Here is a 20016-nt window from a genome sequence, read left to right on the forward strand (position 1 = left end):
GGAATTGTGATTTTCCGCCTTTAATAATACGGAAATAAAAAGGAGAATCAAAATTTATGGCTATTTTATCAACCGGACCAATAGAAAATAATCAGGTCAGTGGTGTTAGGCCAACGCATCAACTGACTATTAAAATTGATAATCGTGACTTAGTGAATAGTGCGAATATCTTGATTCAAGGATATTACCTAGACGGGACCCGAACGTTATACGTAAGCGAACTCATTAATGTAAATCCAAATGAAATAATAACGAAGAATTATTATGCAGACTTTAATGCTTTTGAATTTGTATTTACAACGAGCGGTGTAGCAGAAGATCAAATGGAAATCTCGGTTTGGGGAAAAAATGATGATGGGCAACTTGTAACTCCCCACCGTATCATATCTTCAGAATTGTTAGGTACAAATGGTGTCATTGGAGCAACCGGTGCCACTGGAGTTACCGGTGAGGCCGGTGTTACTGGAGCTACAGGAGCCACTGGAGTTACAGGCTCGACTGGAGTTACAGGCTCCACAGGAGCTACAGGAGCTACAGGAGATACAGGAGCTACAGGAGCTACAGGAGTTACAGGAGCCACTGGAGTTACAGGCTCCACAGGAGTTACGGGAGTTACAGGAGTTACAGGGGTTACAGGAGTTACAGGGGTTACAGGAGTTACAGGGGTTACAGGAGTTACAGGAGTTACAGGAGCCACTGGAGCCACTGGAGATACAGGAGTTACGGGAGACACTGGAGCTACAGGAGATACAGGAGTTACAGGAGTTACAGGAGTTACAGGAGTTACAGGGGTTACAGGAGTTACAGGAGCCACAGGAGTTACAGGAGCCACAGGAGCTACAGGGGTTACAGGAGTTACAGGGGCTACAGGGGTTACAGGAGTTACCGGAGCTACTGGAGCTACAGGAGTTACAGGAGCCACTGGAGCCACTGGAGTAACAGGTGCAACGGGTGTTACTGGATCAACTGGAGTTACCGGAGCCACTGGTACGATTGATCCTACTGCTACCATCGTTGGAATAGGACCAAATGTTAGCTCCCAATTTAGCGAATTAAGAACAAATGAAAAAACGCCGCTCATTGAGTTGACTTCGGTATATGGCTTATCCAACCTAAGAGACATTGTTTCCACATTGGGAGGAGCTACAGTAGGAAGTAATAATACGGAGTTTCAATTAACTACAACCGCATCCGGAGCTGATATTGCTATCCTTCAAAGCTCGGAGAGAGGAAGGTATGAATCAGGTTTTGCCGCAGAAGCGGGAATAGGTATCCGTTTGCCGGTTGCTCCGACAGGAGCCCAAGTGGTGAGATGGGGCGTTTTTGACGATCAGAACGGCTTATTCTTTGGCCAGAGCGTAGCGAATGGAATATTTGTAGCGATCAGAAGAGCAAGCGTTGACACTATTATTCCTCAAGCAGCTTGGAACGTGGATAAATTAGATGGAACAGGACCAAGTGGTGCGACACTTACTTTATCTAAAGGGAATATATTTCAAATCGTGTTTACTTGGTATGGGTATGGTGTAGTCGAATTTAGAGTCGTCATCCCTGATCCAACGACTTTAGCACAAGAAGTAATTATCGTTCATCGATTCTCTCCGAATGGGCAAACGAGTCTGGCCGATCCTAATCTTCCTCTTCGTGCAGAAATCTTTAATAATGGCACGGCATCTGGACTCAATTTATTTGTTGGAGGAAGACAATATAGCATATTGGGCAAATATAGTCCCGTTTTCAGAGTTACTTCCGAAAGAAGAACCATAACTGCAACAGGAACGCTTACACCGATGTTGTCTTTCCAAAGAAAGACAACCTTCCCGCCAGGTTCGGGTAGGGCTAATTCAGTAAGTATCAAACTAGAAGGGATTGACCTTGTCACTTCAGATGACATTTACTATCAGATCGTATTAGGCGGAACGGTTAATGGAGCCTTTGCAAACTTTCCAACTGCGACGACTAATATCCCAACTTCGGAGACAGCTCTACTAATTAACAGCACGCTAACAACAATTTCGGGTGGTCAAGTACTATTGCAAGGCTTAGCAGCCGGAGTTGAGGGAAGTGCCAGAATATTAGCTTCTGCTTCATTATTGGATTTTCAATTGCCAGATACTGAATTTGTTACTTTAGCTGTTGCGAATTTAAGCGGCGGTACGAATTCCGTTACGGCAACCTTCAGTCTTACTGAAGAATGGTAAAAAGCAACAGTCATGGGGGATTCATTTTCTCCCCCTTTCTACAAAGGAGGAAGTGTGATGTCAGATATTATCATCTCGAATATTGGCCCAAATGTAAGTTCACAATTCGATGAGCTAACGGTATCACAAAAAACTCCAATCGTGGAGTTAACTTCTGTATACGGTCTATCCTCTCTAAGGGATGCTGTTACGACTGCCGGGAGTGGGACGGTTACCAATAATGCTACGGAATATAATTTAAGCAATACCGCTATCGGAATAGATTCGGCCATTTTAGAAAGTGTACTGAGAGGCAGGTACGAGCCAGGCTTTGCAGGGGAAGCTGGAATGGGTGTTCGTATACCATTGCTACCAACAGGTAATCAGGTTGGACGATGGGGGTTGTTCGACGCTCAGAATGGAGCATTTTTTGGAGTCAATAGTACAAATGTATTCGTGGTCATACGCAGAGGGGGAACGGATACAACAATTCCTCAAAGTTCATGGAATGTAGACCGATTAGATGGAACTGGTCCAAGTGGAGCGACGCTTAATCTATCTAAAGGCAATGTATTTCAAATCGTCTTTACCTGGTATGGGTATGGAGTGATCGAATTTAGAGTGGTCATCCCTAATCCGTCCACTTTAGCGCAAGAGGTGATTACCGTAAATCGGTTCTCCTCAACAGGTCAAACGAGTTTTATTGATCCCAATCTCCCATTAAGAGCACAAATCGATAATAACGGAACCGCCGCAGCCTACAGCCTTTTTGTTGGAGGAAGACAATATAGCATTATCGGAAAATATGATCCTACCTTTAGAGTGACTTCGGAAAGGAGGAGAATTACAAACGTCACATCAACACTAACACCCGTCCTATCATTTACAAGAAAAGCAGTTTTCCCATCGGGATCAGCTAGAACCAATTCTGTGCAGGTGGATCTAGAAGAAATTAATATTATTTCATCCGTAGATCTTAGCTATCAAGTACTTGTGGGAGGAACGCTAAATGGATCATTTGTTAATTATCCCACAGCTACAACGATCATTCCCGATAGTGAGACGGCTCTGTTAGTAAATAATACGTCCACAACGATTACCGGGGGAGAAGTGGTGTTTCAAGGTGTTACAGGAGGCGGGAAAGGCGATACCAGGATACTAGCTTCTTCAGAACTGTTGGACTTCACGCTTCCTGAGAATCAAACCGTAACATTAGCTGTGGCAAATATTGGCGGGGGAGGTTCGAATACAGTTGATGTGGTATTTAGAGTAGCTGAGAGTTGGTAAAACCCACGGGTTGTAATCATATTCTACAAATAATAGAATGGGGGAAAAAGAGAATGATTTTATCCACCGGACCAATAGAAAATAATCCGGTCAGTAATGTAAGGCCGACGCAACAGTTGACTATCAAAATTGATAATCGTGACTTAGTCGATACCTCGAGTATCTTGATTCAGGGATATTACTTAATCGGGACCAGAACGTTATATGTACTTGAGTTAATTTCTATAGATCCATATCAAGTTCTAACAAAAAATTATTATGCAGACTTTGATGCTTTCGAATTTGTCTTTACAACGAGCGGTTTAGCAGAACAACAAGTTCAAATTTCGGTTTGGGGTAAGGATGCAGATGGACAGCTTGTATCAGCGCATCGCTTAGTAGCTTCTGAACAACTTGGCGAAGCATAAGAAGCAAGACAATCTTAATAGTTGTATATTTCCGAATGGCTGCTAATTATCTTTGTACAAATACAACAATCTTCCCGAAAATTTTAGTTATCGGAACAAGTTTTTGTCAATTTCTGAAGACAAGAACTTGTTCCGATTTGACAAGAACATTATCCGATTCCCGTCGGCTTACGCCACAGGTACTCCTTTCGCTGCTGCGAGGCGAGGATTTTTTTGTGGGTTGGAAACGAGGGTTCGAATCGGTCAATATATCTCTTACTGGTGATTGATTCTTGCTATGTTGGGTTCTCTAAATCACATTTCGTTTGCAGGGCTGACTATAGGATTGCTGATCATTGCAGCTGATTCTCCTTTCACAGAGTTAGGCTTAGTGTTTCGATTATGGGCGGGGGCTATCAGCAATAGGACTATTTAAACAAGAATATTTCGGTTTGGATCGTTACCATTTCGTCACCGTTTTGGTGTAAAAAAAATAAGTGATGGGGCCAAGATTCATGATCATAATTTACAGGTAAGAGAGAAAATTAATACCCTAAGTACGGGGATCATTTCAATGAGTATACTGAAAATAAGATTTTTTGTTATCATGGCTAAGAATATACTGATGGAAGACATTATGGATAGGAGATATATAACTGATGAAACAAAATAAATACGACGATACGAATTTCTTCTCAGCCTATAAACAAATGCCTCGTTCCATTGGTGGGCTTGAAGCAGCTGGAGAATGGCATGTATTACAACCTCTGATCCCAGACTTACATAATAAAAGTGTTCTTGATTTAGGCTGCGGATTTGGCTGGCATTGTCTATATGCACGCGAGCAGCAGGCAAGCTCAGTCGTTGGCGTAGATATCTCTGAAAAAATGCTTCAAGAAGCGCGTGAAAAAACAGACGATCCAGCTATTTCTTATATCCAGATGCCGATTGAGGATATTGAATTTGCGAGCGAACAATTTGATGTGGTCATCAGTTCATTGGCCTTGCATTATGTAAAGTCTTTTGAAGCTATCTGTCGCAAGGTTCATACTTACCTTAAGCCAGGCGGCAGCTTTATATTTTCAGTGGAGCATCCCATCTTTACTTCTCGAAATGAACAGGATTGGTATGTGGATGACCAAGGCAATCGTCTTCATTGGCCTGTAGATCATTATCAGTCTGAGGGATTGCGTGAAACGACCTTCTTAACAGAAAATGTGATTAAATATCATCGTACAATTTCAACCTACTTCAATGACTTGATTGGAGCCGGGTTTGCTATCAAAGCAGTTAAGGAGCCTAAGCCTTCTGATGAAATGAGCGATGATCCGTGGATGAAGGACGAGGATCGCAGACCGATGTTCCTGATTATTTCAGCTGAAAAAGAATAATCATCTCATTAACATGACTATTGTTTGAATATAGAAGCGAGGGTTATCCTCGTAGTAGTTTATCTACTATAGGGATAGCCCTATTTTTGTTGATGCAATTCACCTCTATATTATACTTGAGTTCTGCTGTGTACACGGTACTGTCTAGGGGACATGCCGAAACGACTTCGGAATACACGGTGAAAATAAGTATAGTTCGCGAAACCGCAGGTTTCTGCTACTTGCTCCAGCGGCATCGGGCTGAAGGTTATTCGTTCTCTTGCCATCTCTAGCCTGACATCATTTACATATTTGATAATACTGGTCCCGAAGGCCTCCTTAAATAAATGAACGGCACGGGAGACGGAAATATCTACATGTGCGGCAACATCCTCCAACAGAAAAGGTAAGGTTGCATGCTCCTCAACATATTGCTTCATTCGGTAAGCTAGATAGCCTTTAGGCGTAATCGCTGGCTGATCTGTAATGAGTCTGTCGATTTCCATACACAGGATTTGCAGATAACAGGCAGATATCGCTGGTGAGAAATCGGAAAGACGTCTGTGCTCAAGAATCAGCTGACGAAATAAGCCGAGGAAATTCTCACTCAGTGGCACACTTAAGAGTGAGGGTCTCTGAGCACGTTCCCACCATTCAACAATCCAAGTTCCTTCACAAAAAATATGATAATCTCCGCTTTCAATCCGCGGCTTACCTACAGGATACTCTTCCTTATCAATGATTAAATAGTAAGGATCATTAGGAGCAAACAGCATGATATCGCCGCTCTCCACTGGAGTCATCACACCGTCGATCATTGCTCGGCTTCGGCCCTCTGTTTGCAGACGAATTAAATAGTTCTGATTTCCATGGCTATGTGACATATGAAAAGGTTTGCGGTGAAAGGAAAATCCAGCAGATAAAACGTGACAGGTAGTTGATTGATTCATGTGTCCTCCTTGATGTCTAGAAATGATAATCAGATTGTTCATGTTTTAATCATATTATTCATTTTATTATATACGCTTTCATATTACTATGTACCTAAGCAATAAAGAAAGAAATCGACCATCCATGCTATACGGAGTCGATATTAGCTATGCAAACAAGGATGGCAGTTGAAGGAAACTAATGGGAATCAGATTAGTCAATTCTGCAACAGCATTATTGTTCAAGTGATTGCTGCTGTTGATCTCTTTGGGGACGAGCAGCAGAAAGAAGTTTAAATGAATTAGTAAGCTAACCCTAAACCCATTGGAGTGATTAGAAAATGCTGAAGATAGGTCTGCAATTGTACACGCTTAGAGAAGAATTGGAACAGGATTTTGAAGGAACACTGCGTAAGGTAGCAGCCCTTGGATATAAAGGCGTAGAGTTTTTTCACTATTTCGGCCGCACTGCAGCAGAAGTTAAACAATTGCTAAATGAGCTTGGACTGGTTGCGCTCGGCGCACATCGTCCATATGACGCATTGTTGAATGATACAGAAGCAGAGATCTCTTACAATCTTGAGATTGGAAATCCAAATTTGATTGTTCCTTATTTGTCAGAAGAACAACGTAACTATGAAGAGGTTGCCGCGAATCTGAAGGTAATTGGAGAAAAGTGCAAAGCGGGCGGAGCAGTTCTTCTGTATCACAATCATGATTTCGAGTTAACAGATAAATATGGTGATAGTGACCGTACTGCTTTTGATGGATTGTTTGAAGAGGTGCCGGCTGACCTGTTGCAAGTGGAAATGGATACTTGCTGGGTACATCATGCAGGCTATGATCCAGTTGAATATATCAATAAATACGCAGGTCGACTGCCGATCATCCATCTAAAGGATTTGAAGAAAAAAGAAGACGGCTCTCCGGAAACTGTTGTACTAGGTGAAGGTGAAGTGAACCTTAATGCAATTTTAAATGCAGCTGTACAGGCAAATGTGGAGTGGGCGGTAGTAGAGCAGGATTTCTGTAGTCGTTCACCATTAGAAAGTGTAGAAGATAGTTTGAAATGGGTAAAAGCATACGCAAATCAAGGAGGAAAAGTTAATGTCTAATAAGTTGAGAATTGCTATTGTAGGTTGCGGTGGTATCGCAAATGGGAAACATATGCCAAGTTTGTCACGTCAGAAGGATGCTGAAATGGTAGCTTTCTGCGATATCATAGAAGAGCGTGCACAGAAAGCCGCTCAGACTTATGGCGCTGAAGGCGCTGCTGTTTATACAGATTACACTGAGCTTTTGAAAGCTGGCGGATTTGATATTGTTCATGTATGTACACCAAATGACAGTCACTCCGTGATTACTATTGCTGCATTGGAAGCAGGTAACCATGTAATGTGCGAGAAACCAATGGCTAAAACCACTGCCCAAGCACAAGAAATGTTGGATGCTGCGAAGCGTACGGGGATGAAGTTGTCTGTCGCTTACCAGAACCGTTATCGTTCGGATAGTGAATACCTTAAAGCACTCTGCGAAAACGGCGAACTAGGTGATATCTATTATGCAAAAGCAATTGCCCTTCGTCGTCGTGCGGTTCCTACTTGGGGCGTGTTCCTGGATGAAGAAAAGCAAGGCGGCGGCCCACTGATCGATATCGGTACGCATGCACTTGATCTTACTTTATGGATGATGGATAATTATAAACCACGCAGTGTTATGGGCTCGTCTTTCCATAAGCTGAGTAACCGAAAGAACGCTGGAAATGCCTTTGGTCCTTGGGATCCTGAGCAATTTAAGGTAGAAGATTCAGCTTTTGGATTTATTACCATGGAAAATGGTGCTACAATTGTACTTGAATCTAGCTGGGCACTAAATGTATCTGAGTATCGAGAAGCTCAGACGCTTCTTGCAGGTACAGAAGGTGGTGCAGATATGAAGGATGGTCTGCGCCTAAACGGTGACCGTGGTGGACGTCTGTATGAGACCAAAGTAGACTTGTCTGCTGGTGGAGTAGCGTTCTTTGATGGTGGACAGGAAAATGAATCTGATCGTGAAGCTCGCTTGTGGCTTGAGGCGGTTAGAGAAGACAAGGAACCTGTAGTTAAACCTGAGCAGGCCTTCGTTGTTACTCAAATCTTGGAAGCTATTTATGAATCTTCACGTACAGGTCGCGCTGTGTATTTTGACGGCACATCAGATAATTAATAGGGAAGTAGGAGTGGAAGTCATGAGCTCAAAGATACATTCCGTAGTCATCGTTGGCTTTGGTGGAATGGGAAGTTATCACGCGAAATTAATTAAGGAGACTAACTCCCTAGAAGTGGTAGGGACATACGACTTGCTTGAAGCACGTCGTGCGGACTCCATCAATGCTGGTTACAAGGTATATGAAAGTTATGAAGAAGTATTAGCAGATCCTGCAGTTGAGATTGTTCTTATTGCGACACCAAACGATGTACACAAAGAAATCGCTATACGTGCGCTACAAGCTGGCAAACATGTTATTTGTGAGAAGCCAGTCGCTATGTCCAAGGAAGAGCTTCAAGATATGCTGGATGCTGCGGATGCAGCAGGACGTGTATTCATGGTACATCAGAACAGACGTTGGGATGAGGATTTCTTAACCATCAAAAAAATGTATGATCAAGAGACCATCGGTTCTTTGTTCCAGCTTGAATCTCGCGTACACGGAGCGAATGGTATTCCAGGAGACTGGCGCCATGTCAAGGCACAAGGTGGAGGAATGCTGCTAGATTGGGGCGTTCATTTATTAGATCAGCTCTTATTTATGATCGATAGCAAAGTCATCAGTGTGAGCAGCAGTCTGAGCTTTATTCTAGGCAATGATGTAGATGATGGCTTTGAGGCCATCCTGCAATTTGAGAATGGAATTAAAGCTATCGTTGAGGTTGGGACAACTAACTTTATTACGCTGCCTAGATGGTATGTGAAGGGTATTGAAGGAACGGGTATTATCGAAGATTGGTCTTTAACTGGACGTTTAGTAACCAGAAACAATGAAGGTGAAAAGATCGAGCCTAAGCCTATACGTGCTGGTGTTGGATTAACTAAAACTATGGCGCCTCCTTCAGAAGGGGCTACGATTACAGAAGCTTTACCTCAACCTGCGGAGCTAGGCTCTAGCTTCTATGACAATTTCGCAGCCGTTATTGAGGGAACAGCTGAGCCAATCGTTAAGAATGCCGAAGTAATGCGTGTTCAGAATTTGATTGAAGCTATTTTTGAATCTGCTGAGAAGAATCAAGTAGTAAAAGACTTCGATATGTATGGTGAAGGTAAGTAAACTATTTGCAAAAGAGGTGACTTACAATGAAACTTGGAGTATTTATGGTCTTGTTTGGGGGTCGCAAGCTGGAGGATGCTCTTGATTATGTAGCGTCCAAAGGACTAAAGGCGGTAGAGATTGGTACAGGAGGGAATCCTGGTAACAGCCATTGTGATCCTAAGATGCTTCTCGAGAATGAGACAGCATTGAAAGAATTCAAACATGCTGTGGAATCCCGTGGATTGACGATCAGTGCATTGAGCTGTCACGGAAATCCCCTACACCCACAAAAAGAGCTTGCCCAGAAGGATCATGAGGACTTTGTGAACTCGGTCAAATTGGCGCAGAAGCTAGGAGTTCCAGTCGTTAATACGTTCTCTGGCTGTCCAGGTGATCATGAGGGTGCCAAGTATCCGAACTGGCCGGTAGCTCCATGGCCAAATGATTATCAAGAAATTCTGGATTGGCAATGGGAAAATAAAGTGATTCCTTACTGGACTGAATGGGGAGCCTTTGCCGCAGAGCATGATGTGAAGGTTGGTCTTGAGCTGCACGGCGGATTCTCCGTTCACACACCTGCTACTCTACTGCGGTTGAGAGAAGCTGCGGGTGAAGTAATCGGAGCTAACCTTGATCCGAGCCATATGTGGTGGCAAGGAATTGATCCGGTGCAGGCAATTCATATTTTAGGCCGTCAAGGCGCAATCCATCACTTCCACGCTAAAGATACAGTTATTGATCCAGTCAATGTCAATATGCATGGCTTAACTGATATGCAATCCTATACCAAAATGCTTGACCGTGCATGGCAGTTCCGTTCGGTTGGCTTTGGACATGATCTTAAGACTTGGGCTGATATTATGAGCGCTCTTCGTTTGGTAGGATATGATTATGTGGTCAGTATTGAGCATGAAGATGGATTGATGTCTGTGGAAGAAGGCCTCTCCAAAGCTGTAAGTAATCTTCAACAAGTATTGATTGAGGAGCCACTAGCAGAAATGTGGTGGGTTTAGATTAAAGGGTATAGATATAAGAAATGACGTGCGCAAGCACGTCATTTTTCCTGTATTAATAATCTGAATTTTAAACCATACAAATTGGAGGACGATCATGCAGCCGATAAAAATACAGAGAGAACACAAACTACAAATTACATCCAGCATTCAGGATTATTTTGAAACGGAGCTGTCTAGCGAAATTGGCCAATTAGCAAGTGAGAATCTTCTTGATTTTATGCTCAAAGAACTCTCACCTTATATTTATAATCAGGCACTGGCAGATGCCCGTAAAGTGATTGAGCAAAAGATGATTTCCATTGAAGAAGATTTGTATGCACTTGAGCAACCACTAACATCTGCTAGAAGATAGTCCGCAACATAATGTATTGTTTACCGCTGATTGGTAATCGTTACGTCTGGATCAGTCTCAGCTTCATAATCTACACCCTCAGTCTCAAATCCGAATAACTGGAAAAACTCCTGTTTGTAGCTTTCTAGATCTGTCAATTCATAGATATTGTCTGTCGTGAGTTTATCCCAGATTTGAGTTACTTGATCCTGTACATCCGGGGACATCTCCCAGTCATCGATTCGGATACGCCCTTCTTCGTCCACAGAAGTCCCTTCGATCGCATAAAGACGTTCTGCAAACAACCGATAGGTTTGCTCAATACAACCCTCATGAAGTCCTTTCTCTTTCATGACTTTGTATAGCGCAGAAGTGTACAGGGGGACGACAGGAATTGCTGAGCTAGACTGTGTGACCAGTCCTTTCGTAACTGCTACATAAGCTCGACCGTCTATACTAGATAGTTCATCGTTAAGAGTGTGTGCTGTTAATTCTAGATGATCTTTTGCGCGTCCAATCGTTCCCTTACGATATACAGACTGGGTAATCTCCGGCCCGATATATGAAAATGCGATGGTGGTGGCATGATCGGCCAAAGCTCCGGCTTGATGGAGAGCTTCAATCCAAAGCTGCCAATCGTCACCACCCATCACTCGAATGGTATCATCGATTTCTTTGTCTGTAGCAGGCTCAATAGAAATTTGACTAACTTCACCCGTATGAAAGTTTACGGTTTTATTAGTGTAGGTATCTCCTATAGGTTTAATTACGGAGTTATAAACTTCACCCGTCACAGGATCTGTTCGACGGGCAGAAGCAACGCTGTAGATGACTAGATCAACTTGTCCCAATTCACTGCGAATCAGCTGTATGGTTCTATCCTTAGTTTCTTTGGAGAAGGCATCACCGGTTACGCTGTAGGATTGAAGTCCAGCTTTCTCTGCAAGTTCCTCAAAGGCTGCTGAATTGTACCATCCAGCAGAGGCTGTACGGGCTCCATTGCTGCTACTCTGGCGGTAGACGCCTACTGTGCTGGCTCCAGCCCCAAAGGCGGCTGTAATCCGTGAGGCGAGGCCATATCCTGTAGAGGCGCCAACGACAAGCACCTTGCGTGGTCCTTTGATCTCGGGTTGTGTCTGGATATATTCGATTTGCCGCTCTACTTGACGAGCGCAACCTTGCGGGTGTGCGGTAGTACAGATAAAGCCGCGTGTTCTAGGTTTAATAATCATGTTAATCGTTTCCTCTCTTTCATGAAAAGCAGGCTATTGAGACTCGTTTGTTCTAATTTTAACAATTTTCAATCAAATGGAGAAGGATTGTTTATCCTTTGATACTTATTTCATTATGGTGGTGAGATATTGGAGAGCTTTACTAAAACAAAATTAACGACAGAGCAACAGAATGATTTGGTAGGTGCTACTTTTGGAAGCCATGTGAGCATTCAGCGAAGTACTGAACTGACAGGTGGTTATTTTAACGCAGCATATGACCTTTTATTATCAGATGGAAGAGACATGATTCTTAAGATAGCACCGTCACCTGAAGCAGATACCCTTAGTTACGAGCATGATATTATGTCTGTAGAGGTTGCGGCGATGCGACTGATGAAGTCAAAAGGGACAGTACCTGTGCCTGAGGTATACGCTTATGATAACAGTAAAGAAATGATTTCAAGTGAGTTTTTTTTCATGGAGAAAATAGTTGGCCAGCCCTATAATGAAATTAAGGAAGCGCTAAGCTCGCAGCAGAGAATTAGTATTGAGGAAGAGTTAGGTCGTTATTCCCGTTTAATTAATGAAATTCCTGGTGAGCGTTTCGGATTATTTAGTGCGTCCACACCAGTAAAAGGAACTTCATGGCGGGAAACTTTTAAGCATTTGATAATGAATCTGCTTGAAGATGCACGTCGTTTAAAGGTAGAAATGCCCATTCCGTTAGAAACTGTTGAGGCAGAGATCAAAAGTCACTTACATGTTATGGACGCAGTCGTTGAGCCTCGTCTAATACATTGGGATTTATGGGATGGCAATGTGTTTGTGCGAGAGGGCCGCATTGTTGCATTGATTGATTGGGAACGGGCACTTTGGGGCGATCCACTTATGGAATATTATTTCCGCTATATTGAGAATTCAGAGCATTTCTGCAGAGGTTACGGGAATAGCTTCGACAGCCCAAACGAACATGCCCGTAAAAAACTCTACGACTTATATATCGACTTAATTTACTTCATCGAGTGTTATTCGCGTAAGTACGATAGCCAAGGTCACCTTGAGTGGGCGCATGATAATCTGCTTGAGGGCTGGAAGCGGTTCATGAATTAACACATTTTTGACACAACTACAACATGAAAGATAGGGAGACTGAGCAACAGTAGGGGAGAATTCTTATATTTGAACGGCTGAGTGTACATATTGATACCGTAAGTTTGCTGTAGCCGCTGTCGATACTACGTTTGTTTCATGATCATTTATGCACAAATAGCATTGCTTACTGATGTACATGACCATGTAACTTTTGCTTTGGTTGTATTATTCGTGTATATTTTGATAGTGGGCTTTAGAATCATGGCAGTATTCCTTCCATACCATTTATTGTATTTAGCAGTACCTAGTAGTTCTTCCTTATTCTCTATTTGCGTATTTTAAAGAGGAGCTATCGCAACTATTGAGCACGCAATAATTAGATCTAGTACTAAAGTGTGAGGTTAGCCGTATTTTTTTCAGAAAAATCTTGACTAGAACCCTTAAAACTAGATAAAATAATACTTATTGCTTACAACATGCTGAGAATCATTATCATAATTGACGAGGAAATGAGAGGGTGACAAGATGGAGCGCCTTTTAGAGGTAAAAGACTTAGCGATATCATTCAAAACACACGGCGGAGAGGTACAAGCGATCCGTGGTGTTAGCTTCCATGTAGATAAAGGTGAAACTCTAGCGATTGTTGGGGAGTCAGGTTCGGGTAAAAGTGTAACCTCACAAGCGGTTATGAAGCTAGTTCCTACACCACCAGGAGAATATAAACGCGGACAGATTCTATTCGATGGACAAGATTTGATTGGCAAGACAGAGAAGCAGATGCAGAAGATCCGCGGTAAAGAGATCGGTATGATCTTCCAAGATCCGATGACCTCTCTGAACCCAATGATGAAGGTCGGCAGACAAATTACTGAAGTGCTGCTTAAACATGAGAACATCTCTAAGGCTGATGCGAATAAACGTGGGATTGAGCTTCTCAATCTTGTAGGTATTCCTTCTCCAGAACGTCGCTTCAATCAATATCCACATGAATTCAGTGGTGGTATGCGTCAACGTGTTGTTATTGCAATGGCACTTGCTGCGAACCCTAAGCTTCTGATTGCGGATGAGCCGACTACTGCGCTCGACGTAACCATCCAAGCACAAATCCTTGATTTGATGAAGGAATTGCAGAAGAAGATTGATACGGCTATTATTTTTATCACCCATGATCTCGGGGTTGTAGCAAGAATGGCAGATCGTGTAGCTGTAATGTATGCTGGACAAATTGTTGAAATGGGAACAGCGGAAGAGATCTTCTACGATCCAAGACACCCATACACTTGGGGCTTGCTAGCTTCCATGCCAAGTCTAGAGAGCAAAGGATCTTTGCTAACAGCCATTCCTGGTACTCCTCCAGATTTGATCAAACCGCCTAAGGGCGATGCTTTCGCACTACGTTCCACTTACGCTATGCAAATCGATATGGAGAAAGAGCCTCCAATGTATAAGGTTTCGGATACCCATATGGTGAAGTCTTGGCTAATGCATCCGATGGCTCCTCAGGTGGAACCGCCGGCAGTTGTTAAGAACAGACAACGTGTGCTTAAGAATGCTTATCCAGAGCCAGTTTTGGTACAAGAAGGCGCTAATTAAACAGATTATTTTACGAAAAATATAAAAGGAAACGTCAGGCCATTTCGATGGCTTGGCGTTTTTTTTATGTGTATGAATGTTCACTATTATTTAAATAAATATGAATTAATACGAACTTAATTAAATAAAAGGATTGACTATTGTTCGTTTTCGTTTCAAAATGAAAAGGCATACATAGGGGGTATAACGATGAGAAAAGCAATTATGACTACAATGATCAGCGTTTCATTATTAGCAGTAACCGCGTGCAATGCCAATTCAGCTAGTTCCAGCAACACAAATAACGTAGCTGACTCTGCGCAGCCTGTCTTCAAAAATGTATCTGTACATGATCCGTCGATCATTATGACAGATAACAAATACTATGTGTTCGGCTCTCATTTAGCATCTGCTAAATCAAATAATCTGATGTCTTGGACTCAGCTGTCCTCTGGGGTGGTGGAAGGAAACGTTCTCATTCCTAATGTCAAAGAGGAGTTTGCTGAAGCATTAAAATGGGCACAGACGGATACCTTATGGGCACCCGATGTTATCCAATTGGCGGATGGCAAATACTATATGTATTACAATGCTTGTAAAGGGGATTCCCCGTTGTCTGCACTCGGCATAGCTGTGTCGGACAATATTGAGGGACCTTATAAGAATAAAGGAATCATTCTGAAGTCAGGTATGATGGGCAAGGGTGATGATGGAGAAATATATGATGCCACTCAAAAGCCGAATGTAGTAGATCCGGATGTGTTCTTTGATAAAGAAGGGAAGCTGTGGATGGTCTATGGCTCTTACTCCGGTGGTATTTTTATTATGGAACTAGATGCTAATACAGGCTTCCCGCTGCCAGATCAAGGTTATGGCAAAAAGCTTCTGGGTGCGAACCATGCTCGGATAGAAGCTCCATATATGCTGTACAGTCCGGAAACGGATTACTACTATCTGTTCCTATCCTACGGTGGTTTGGCTGCAGACGGTGGATATAACATCCGTGTAGCTCGTTCAAAGGCGCCTGATGGACCTTTCGAAGATTCTGAGGGTCAAGATATGATTAATGCACAAGGATCGCCATCCATATTGTTCGATGATCCAGCATATGCTCCTTATGGAGTGAAGCTAATGGGGAATTTCGAATTCTTGAATACAGATGACGAGCTGCCAGTGAGTGGAGAAGGATATGTATCACCAGGTCATAACTCAGCGTTTTATGATGAAGAGAATGGCAAGTATTATCTGATCTTCCATACACGGTTCCCGAATCGTGGAGAAAAGCATGAGGTAAGAGTTCATCAGATGTTTATGAACAGTGAGGGTTGGCCGGTTGTAGCCCCGCACCGCTATAGCGGAGAGAGCATAGAGAAATACACAAAAGAGCAAATTTCAGGCGAATATAAATATGTTAACCATAACAAAGACATTACGGCTGATATCGTGCAGTCGGAGCTGATTGAATTCACTAAAAGCGGTAAGATTAAAGGAGCAGTAAAAGGGAAATGGAAGCTTATTGATGATCATACTGCTGAGCTTACCATTGACGGTTCTACTTATAATGGGGTGTTCCTGAAAGAGTGGAATGAAGCAACAGCTAGAAACGTTATGACGTTTACTGCGGTTTCCAAGGAAGGTATCTCTATCTGGGGGAGCCACGTATCAAAGATGGAATAATAGATTTTTTTGAAATTGGCAGTAGAAACTGGGTTCCAATTAGTCCTGAAAATGACTAAGCTGGAACCCCGTTTTATGGATGAGTGGTCAATCTTCAAACTTTCGAATCACAATGACAGCATTATGCCCACCGAAACCAAAGGAATTAGACATGCCTATAGTAAGATCAGATTTTCGCGCAATGTTCGGGACATAATCTAAATCACAGATGGAATCTTTGACCTCCTGATTAATGGTAGGGGGGATGATACCTTCTTGAATGCTCTTAATTAGGGCAATGGCTTCTAGGCCACCGGCCGCCCCTAAGGCGTGTCCAGTCATGGACTTATTAGCGGTTACGGGAATCTGGTAGGCTTGATCACCGAATAACTTCTTTATCGCAAGGGTCTCGGAGCGGTCACCTACTACTGTACTCGTGGCATGAGCACTAATTACATCCACCTCTTCGGGCTGGAGATTAGCTTCATTCAGTGCCAGCTTCATCGCTTGATAAGCACCAATTCCTTCTGGATGGGTGGCGACCATATGATAGGCATCAGAGCTGGCACCATAACCGATAACCTCTCCATGAATCTTGGCGTTTCTACGCTGCGCATGAGAAAGTGATTCCAGAATAACTATTCCGCCACCTTCACCGATAACAAATCCGTCACGTTCCCCGTCAAAAGGCCGACTCGCCTTAATCGGCTCCTCATTTCGAGTGGATAAGGAGGTGGCATTGCCGAAACTGGCTAAAGAGATTTCAGTAATGGCTGCTTCTGATCCACCAGCAATTACGATGTCGGCACCTCCATAACGGATCAACCGGAAGGCTTCACCGATTGCCGTATTTCCAATAGAGCAGGCAGTTACTGGAGACATTGTAGGACCTAAAGCTCCTAATTTAATGCTGATCATCGCCGCAGCCATATTAGAGATCATCATGGGAATTAAAGTGGGGCTGACCCGATCTGGTCCGCGGCCCTTTAGCACATTCCCTTGTTCCATCAAGGTTTGAATTCCACCAACGCCTGATCCTACATAAACCCCGAGACGTTCCTTGTCAATCTTATCAAGCTGTAGACCGGAATGTGTCCAGGCATCTTCAGCGGCTGCCAGGGCGAACTGACTAAATCTATCCATTCTGCGTGCTTCTTTACGGCCAAATCTGGCCTCCGCATCGAAATCATGCACGACTCCCGCGATCTTTGTCTTAAAGTTAGAGGTATCAAATGAAGTGATTGGGGAAATACCCGACTCACCAGAAACTAGACGATCCCAGAATTGTTCTATTGTATTTCCAAGGGGCGAGATTAAGCCCATACCTGTAATAACTACGCGTTCCATAATGAACCTCCTCAAGAAGTGTATATAGGTATTTTTCCACTTATTTTATCCTATTACAAGTTATCGTTTATCATAGTATAATTTGTACTATACTAAAGAATGTAACAGAGAGGAGAGGAAGCATATGGCTAATCAGACGAGGTTGCAGGCATTATCAGATTTCTTAAAAGCACGCCGTGCTGCGATCTCACCCAGCTCTGTTGGACTGCCAGAAGGCACACGCAGGAGAACGCCTGGACTTCGCAGGGAAGAAGTTGCACAGTTAGCGGGGGTAAGCAGTACCTGGTATACGTGGCTAGAACAGGGCAGGGATATTAAAGTATCTTCGTCTGTTCTGGACTGTATTGCGACTGCCCTAAAGCTAACTAATGATGAGCGGAAATATCTTTTTGCACTAGCACTAGAGACTGGAACAGGGAACGTTCTATTTCAGCAAGAGGAATCCTCAGTAATTAGTCCTTCTCTACAGAAAATCTTACAGGAGCTTAAGACTTGTCCTACGATTATTTCAGACCGACGTTGCGGGATTGTAGGTTGGAATGAGGCTGCAGCGCATGTGTTTCTAGATTTCTCTAAGTTGCCCATCGAGGAGAGAAACATGATTCGTTTGTTATTTGTTCGTAAGGAGTTCAGACGTTTAGCTGTAAATTGGGAACAATTCGTAAGTGGTTATCTATCCATCTTCAGAGCTTATTACGGACAATATGTAGAGGATCGTTGGTACGATGAATTTATTGAGGAATTAAAGGGACTGCATCCAGCGTTTAATGAAATGTGGGAACAAAGTCGTGTAAGCTCTGCTCCAGATGTGCTATTGGAATTCAGACATGCCAAAGCAGGGAAAATGTTATTTCATTTAACCTCACTACAGGTTCAAGGCAGCACAGATTTACGTTGTAGTATTTATACGCCTGCCGCGGATTCAAATACTGAAATCAAACTGAAGCAGCTTATGGAGCAGCATAAAGAATGACTTAGGTAGAAGTTCATAGAAAAGCATCTCTAGCTGAATTATCAACTAGAGTGCTGCGAACAACAGTGCATGAATTTGAAGTGTAAGACTATTGAATGCTGGAAGATTAATGAGTGGCTATATTCTTTTTATTAGCGTGTTTACTTCCATAGATTCTGTACAATATCAATCCGAACAGCATACCGATAAATGACATCACGGAAATTGTTAAATAAAGGACCTTACCTCCAAAGGCTTCATATAATGCTCCACCTGCATAAGAGGCGAGAATTCCTGATACACCGAAGAACAGTAGCGCCAACACAGTTTGACCCGTAGCACGCCATTCCACAGGTACAATACTATATAGATACTGAATAGCTGCAGAGTAGAATACCGGGAAGGTAAGGATTTGTAGAATCTGTAGATAAGCTAATAAATGCGGATCCAAAATCCAGGCCGAAATAAAGAATCGAAGAAAATAAAAGGCTCCAGAAATCGAAATAATGATTAGCTCTTTTCCTTTGCGCAGCCACCAAAAGCTTAAGGCGAACACAATAATTTCACTCATTGCGGCGATAAAGAACGATTGACCAACTAATTCAGGACTGCCACCAAGCTCGCGAATATAAACTCCAAGGAAGGTATCGTTCATTCGTGCGGGAACGGAGCTAATAAAGATGAGCACTAGAAATAGCAGTGTTTCTTTGTTGCTAAGAAAATGCTTCAGGCTGTCAAGTGTGACCGGTTTACCGGTCACAGGAGCATCTGGCATGAACCAGCTGACTACGAAGCTTGTAAGACTAATCGCGACGAACAGCAAGGCCATCCCTTGTGAACCGAAATAACTCATCACATAACCTGTGAGTAAGGCCATAACACCGTACCCTAACGCACCGTATGTACGTATCGAACCATAACTAATTCCAGCTGCCTCAGAGATCCGGAAATTCAGGCTTTCAGCTAGCGGATCGATAGGCATTAAGAAGAAATAGAGCAGCATCGCAAAAAGAATAAGTCGCACGTAGCTGCTAGAATCGAATAAAAAGTATCCCGTCACCGCAGAGCATAACAACAGAATTAACAGCACTTTGCGGATCGTTCTTGTTTTGTCACTGATCATCCCCCATAAGGGTTGAGCAATAATGGTAACAAACCCTCCAGTACCAATAATGAATCCAATTTGCGCCGGGTTAAGACCCTGCTCCCCTAAATAGACTGGCAGAAAAGGAATAAACATAGCCAGCAACGCAAAATACAAAAAGTTAAACCCTCGTAATAGTGTTGGTGCATTCATAAGTCTCTTTACCTCACGTATTTAATGATATTTGTATAGTGTCAATTTGGTTATTGTATCACGGATGTTGAATGATTAGGATATAAATCTATGATAAAAAT

The 20016-nt window shown here is 42.9% G+C and carries 17 protein-coding genes; 13 read left to right on the top strand and 4 right to left on the bottom strand.

Annotation, left to right across the window (positions count from 1 at the left end; all coding sequences use genetic code 11):
• Window positions 1-56 precede the first annotated feature (56 nt).
• From NST34_RS13025 to NST34_RS13040, 4 genes are all read left to right on the top strand, one after another.
• Entirely contained in the window at window positions 57-2201 is a 2145-nt protein-coding gene (locus NST34_RS13025; protein WP_341127946.1) for a collagen-like protein, read from the top strand.
• A 57-nt stretch (window positions 2202-2258) separates the two neighbouring features.
• Window positions 2259-3467 carry a hypothetical protein gene (locus NST34_RS13030; RefSeq protein ID WP_341127947.1) on the top strand — a complete coding sequence of 403 codons (1209 nt, stop codon included), beginning with the start codon at window positions 2259-2261 and terminating at the stop codon, window positions 3465-3467.
• A gap of 53 nt (window positions 3468-3520) precedes the next feature.
• A complete protein-coding gene (locus NST34_RS13035) occupies window positions 3521-3874 on the top strand; it encodes a hypothetical protein (RefSeq protein WP_076282854.1) in 354 nt (117 codons plus the stop codon).
• A 638-nt stretch (window positions 3875-4512) separates the two neighbouring features.
• Entirely contained in the window at window positions 4513-5244 is a 732-nt protein-coding gene (locus NST34_RS13040; protein WP_076282853.1) for a class I SAM-dependent methyltransferase, read from the top strand.
• Between the two features lie 110 nt (window positions 5245-5354).
• Here NST34_RS13040 and NST34_RS13045 read toward each other — a convergent pair whose 3' ends face one another.
• The gene (locus NST34_RS13045; RefSeq protein WP_042187534.1) at window positions 5355-6173 is read right to left on the bottom strand and encodes an AraC family transcriptional regulator; all 819 of its coding nucleotides are present in this window, start codon (window positions 6171-6173) and stop codon (window positions 5355-5357) included.
• Window positions 6174-6493: 320 nt separating this feature from the next.
• On the opposite strand from NST34_RS13045, the gene NST34_RS13050 reads away from it, so the two are divergent.
• From NST34_RS13050 to NST34_RS13070, 5 genes are all read left to right on the top strand, one after another.
• Window positions 6494-7267, top strand: a complete 774-nt coding sequence (locus NST34_RS13050) for a sugar phosphate isomerase/epimerase family protein (protein WP_341127948.1) — start codon at window positions 6494-6496, stop codon at window positions 7265-7267.
• Complete coding sequence (locus tag NST34_RS13055) at window positions 7260-8357, top strand: Gfo/Idh/MocA family protein (RefSeq protein ID WP_341060581.1); 1098 nt, start codon at window positions 7260-7262, stop codon at window positions 8355-8357. Before NST34_RS13050 ends, NST34_RS13055 begins: the two co-directional genes overlap by 8 nt.
• Window positions 8358-8379: 22 nt before the next feature.
• Window positions 8380-9456 carry a Gfo/Idh/MocA family protein gene (locus NST34_RS13060; protein WP_042187540.1) on the top strand — a complete coding sequence of 359 codons (1077 nt, stop codon included), beginning with the start codon at window positions 8380-8382 and terminating at the stop codon, window positions 9454-9456.
• A gap of 26 nt (window positions 9457-9482) precedes the next feature.
• A complete protein-coding gene (locus NST34_RS13065) occupies window positions 9483-10451 on the top strand; it encodes a sugar phosphate isomerase/epimerase family protein (protein WP_341127949.1) in 969 nt (322 codons plus the stop codon).
• A 97-nt stretch (window positions 10452-10548) separates the two neighbouring features.
• Window positions 10549-10806, top strand: a complete 258-nt coding sequence (locus NST34_RS13070; protein ID WP_341060583.1) for a DUF2164 domain-containing protein — start codon at window positions 10549-10551, stop codon at window positions 10804-10806.
• 20 nt (window positions 10807-10826) lie between these two features.
• On the opposite strand, the gene fabV is transcribed toward NST34_RS13070, so the two are convergent.
• The gene (gene fabV / locus NST34_RS13075) at window positions 10827-12017 is read right to left on the bottom strand and encodes an enoyl-ACP reductase FabV (protein WP_341127950.1); all 1191 of its coding nucleotides are present in this window, start codon (window positions 12015-12017) and stop codon (window positions 10827-10829) included.
• A 129-nt stretch (window positions 12018-12146) separates the two neighbouring features.
• On the opposite strand from fabV, the gene NST34_RS13080 reads away from it, so the two are divergent.
• From NST34_RS13080 to NST34_RS13090, 3 genes are all read left to right on the top strand, one after another.
• Entirely contained in the window at window positions 12147-13109 is a 963-nt protein-coding gene (locus NST34_RS13080; RefSeq protein WP_341127951.1) for a phosphotransferase family protein, read from the top strand.
• A 507-nt stretch (window positions 13110-13616) separates the two neighbouring features.
• Window positions 13617-14684 (top strand): ABC transporter ATP-binding protein, encoded by a 1068-nt coding sequence (locus NST34_RS13085; protein ID WP_076282847.1) that lies wholly within the window; start codon window positions 13617-13619, stop codon window positions 14682-14684.
• A 189-nt stretch (window positions 14685-14873) separates the two neighbouring features.
• On the top strand, window positions 14874-16340 hold the full coding sequence (locus tag NST34_RS13090; RefSeq protein WP_341127952.1) for a glycoside hydrolase family 43 protein: 1467 nt from the start codon (window positions 14874-14876) through the stop codon (window positions 16338-16340).
• Between the two features lie 87 nt (window positions 16341-16427).
• Here the strand turns inward: NST34_RS13090 and fabF are convergent, their stop codons facing one another.
• Window positions 16428-17666 (bottom strand): beta-ketoacyl-ACP synthase II, encoded by a 1239-nt coding sequence (gene fabF / locus NST34_RS13095; protein ID WP_042187551.1) that lies wholly within the window; start codon window positions 17664-17666, stop codon window positions 16428-16430.
• 124 nt (window positions 17667-17790) lie between these two features.
• Between fabF and NST34_RS13100 the strand changes: the two genes are divergently transcribed.
• On the top strand, window positions 17791-18639 hold the full coding sequence (locus NST34_RS13100; protein WP_339803105.1) for a helix-turn-helix transcriptional regulator: 849 nt from the start codon (window positions 17791-17793) through the stop codon (window positions 18637-18639).
• 106 nt (window positions 18640-18745) lie between these two features.
• Here NST34_RS13100 and NST34_RS13105 read toward each other — a convergent pair whose 3' ends face one another.
• Complete coding sequence (locus tag NST34_RS13105) at window positions 18746-19915, bottom strand: MFS transporter (RefSeq protein WP_042187555.1); 1170 nt, start codon at window positions 19913-19915, stop codon at window positions 18746-18748.
• Window positions 19916-20016: the final 101 nt, after the last annotated feature.

The sequence above is a fragment of the Paenibacillus sp. FSL H7-0714 genome (assembly GCF_038003765.1).
Lineage (GTDB): Bacteria > Bacillota > Bacilli > Paenibacillales > Paenibacillaceae > Paenibacillus_AQ.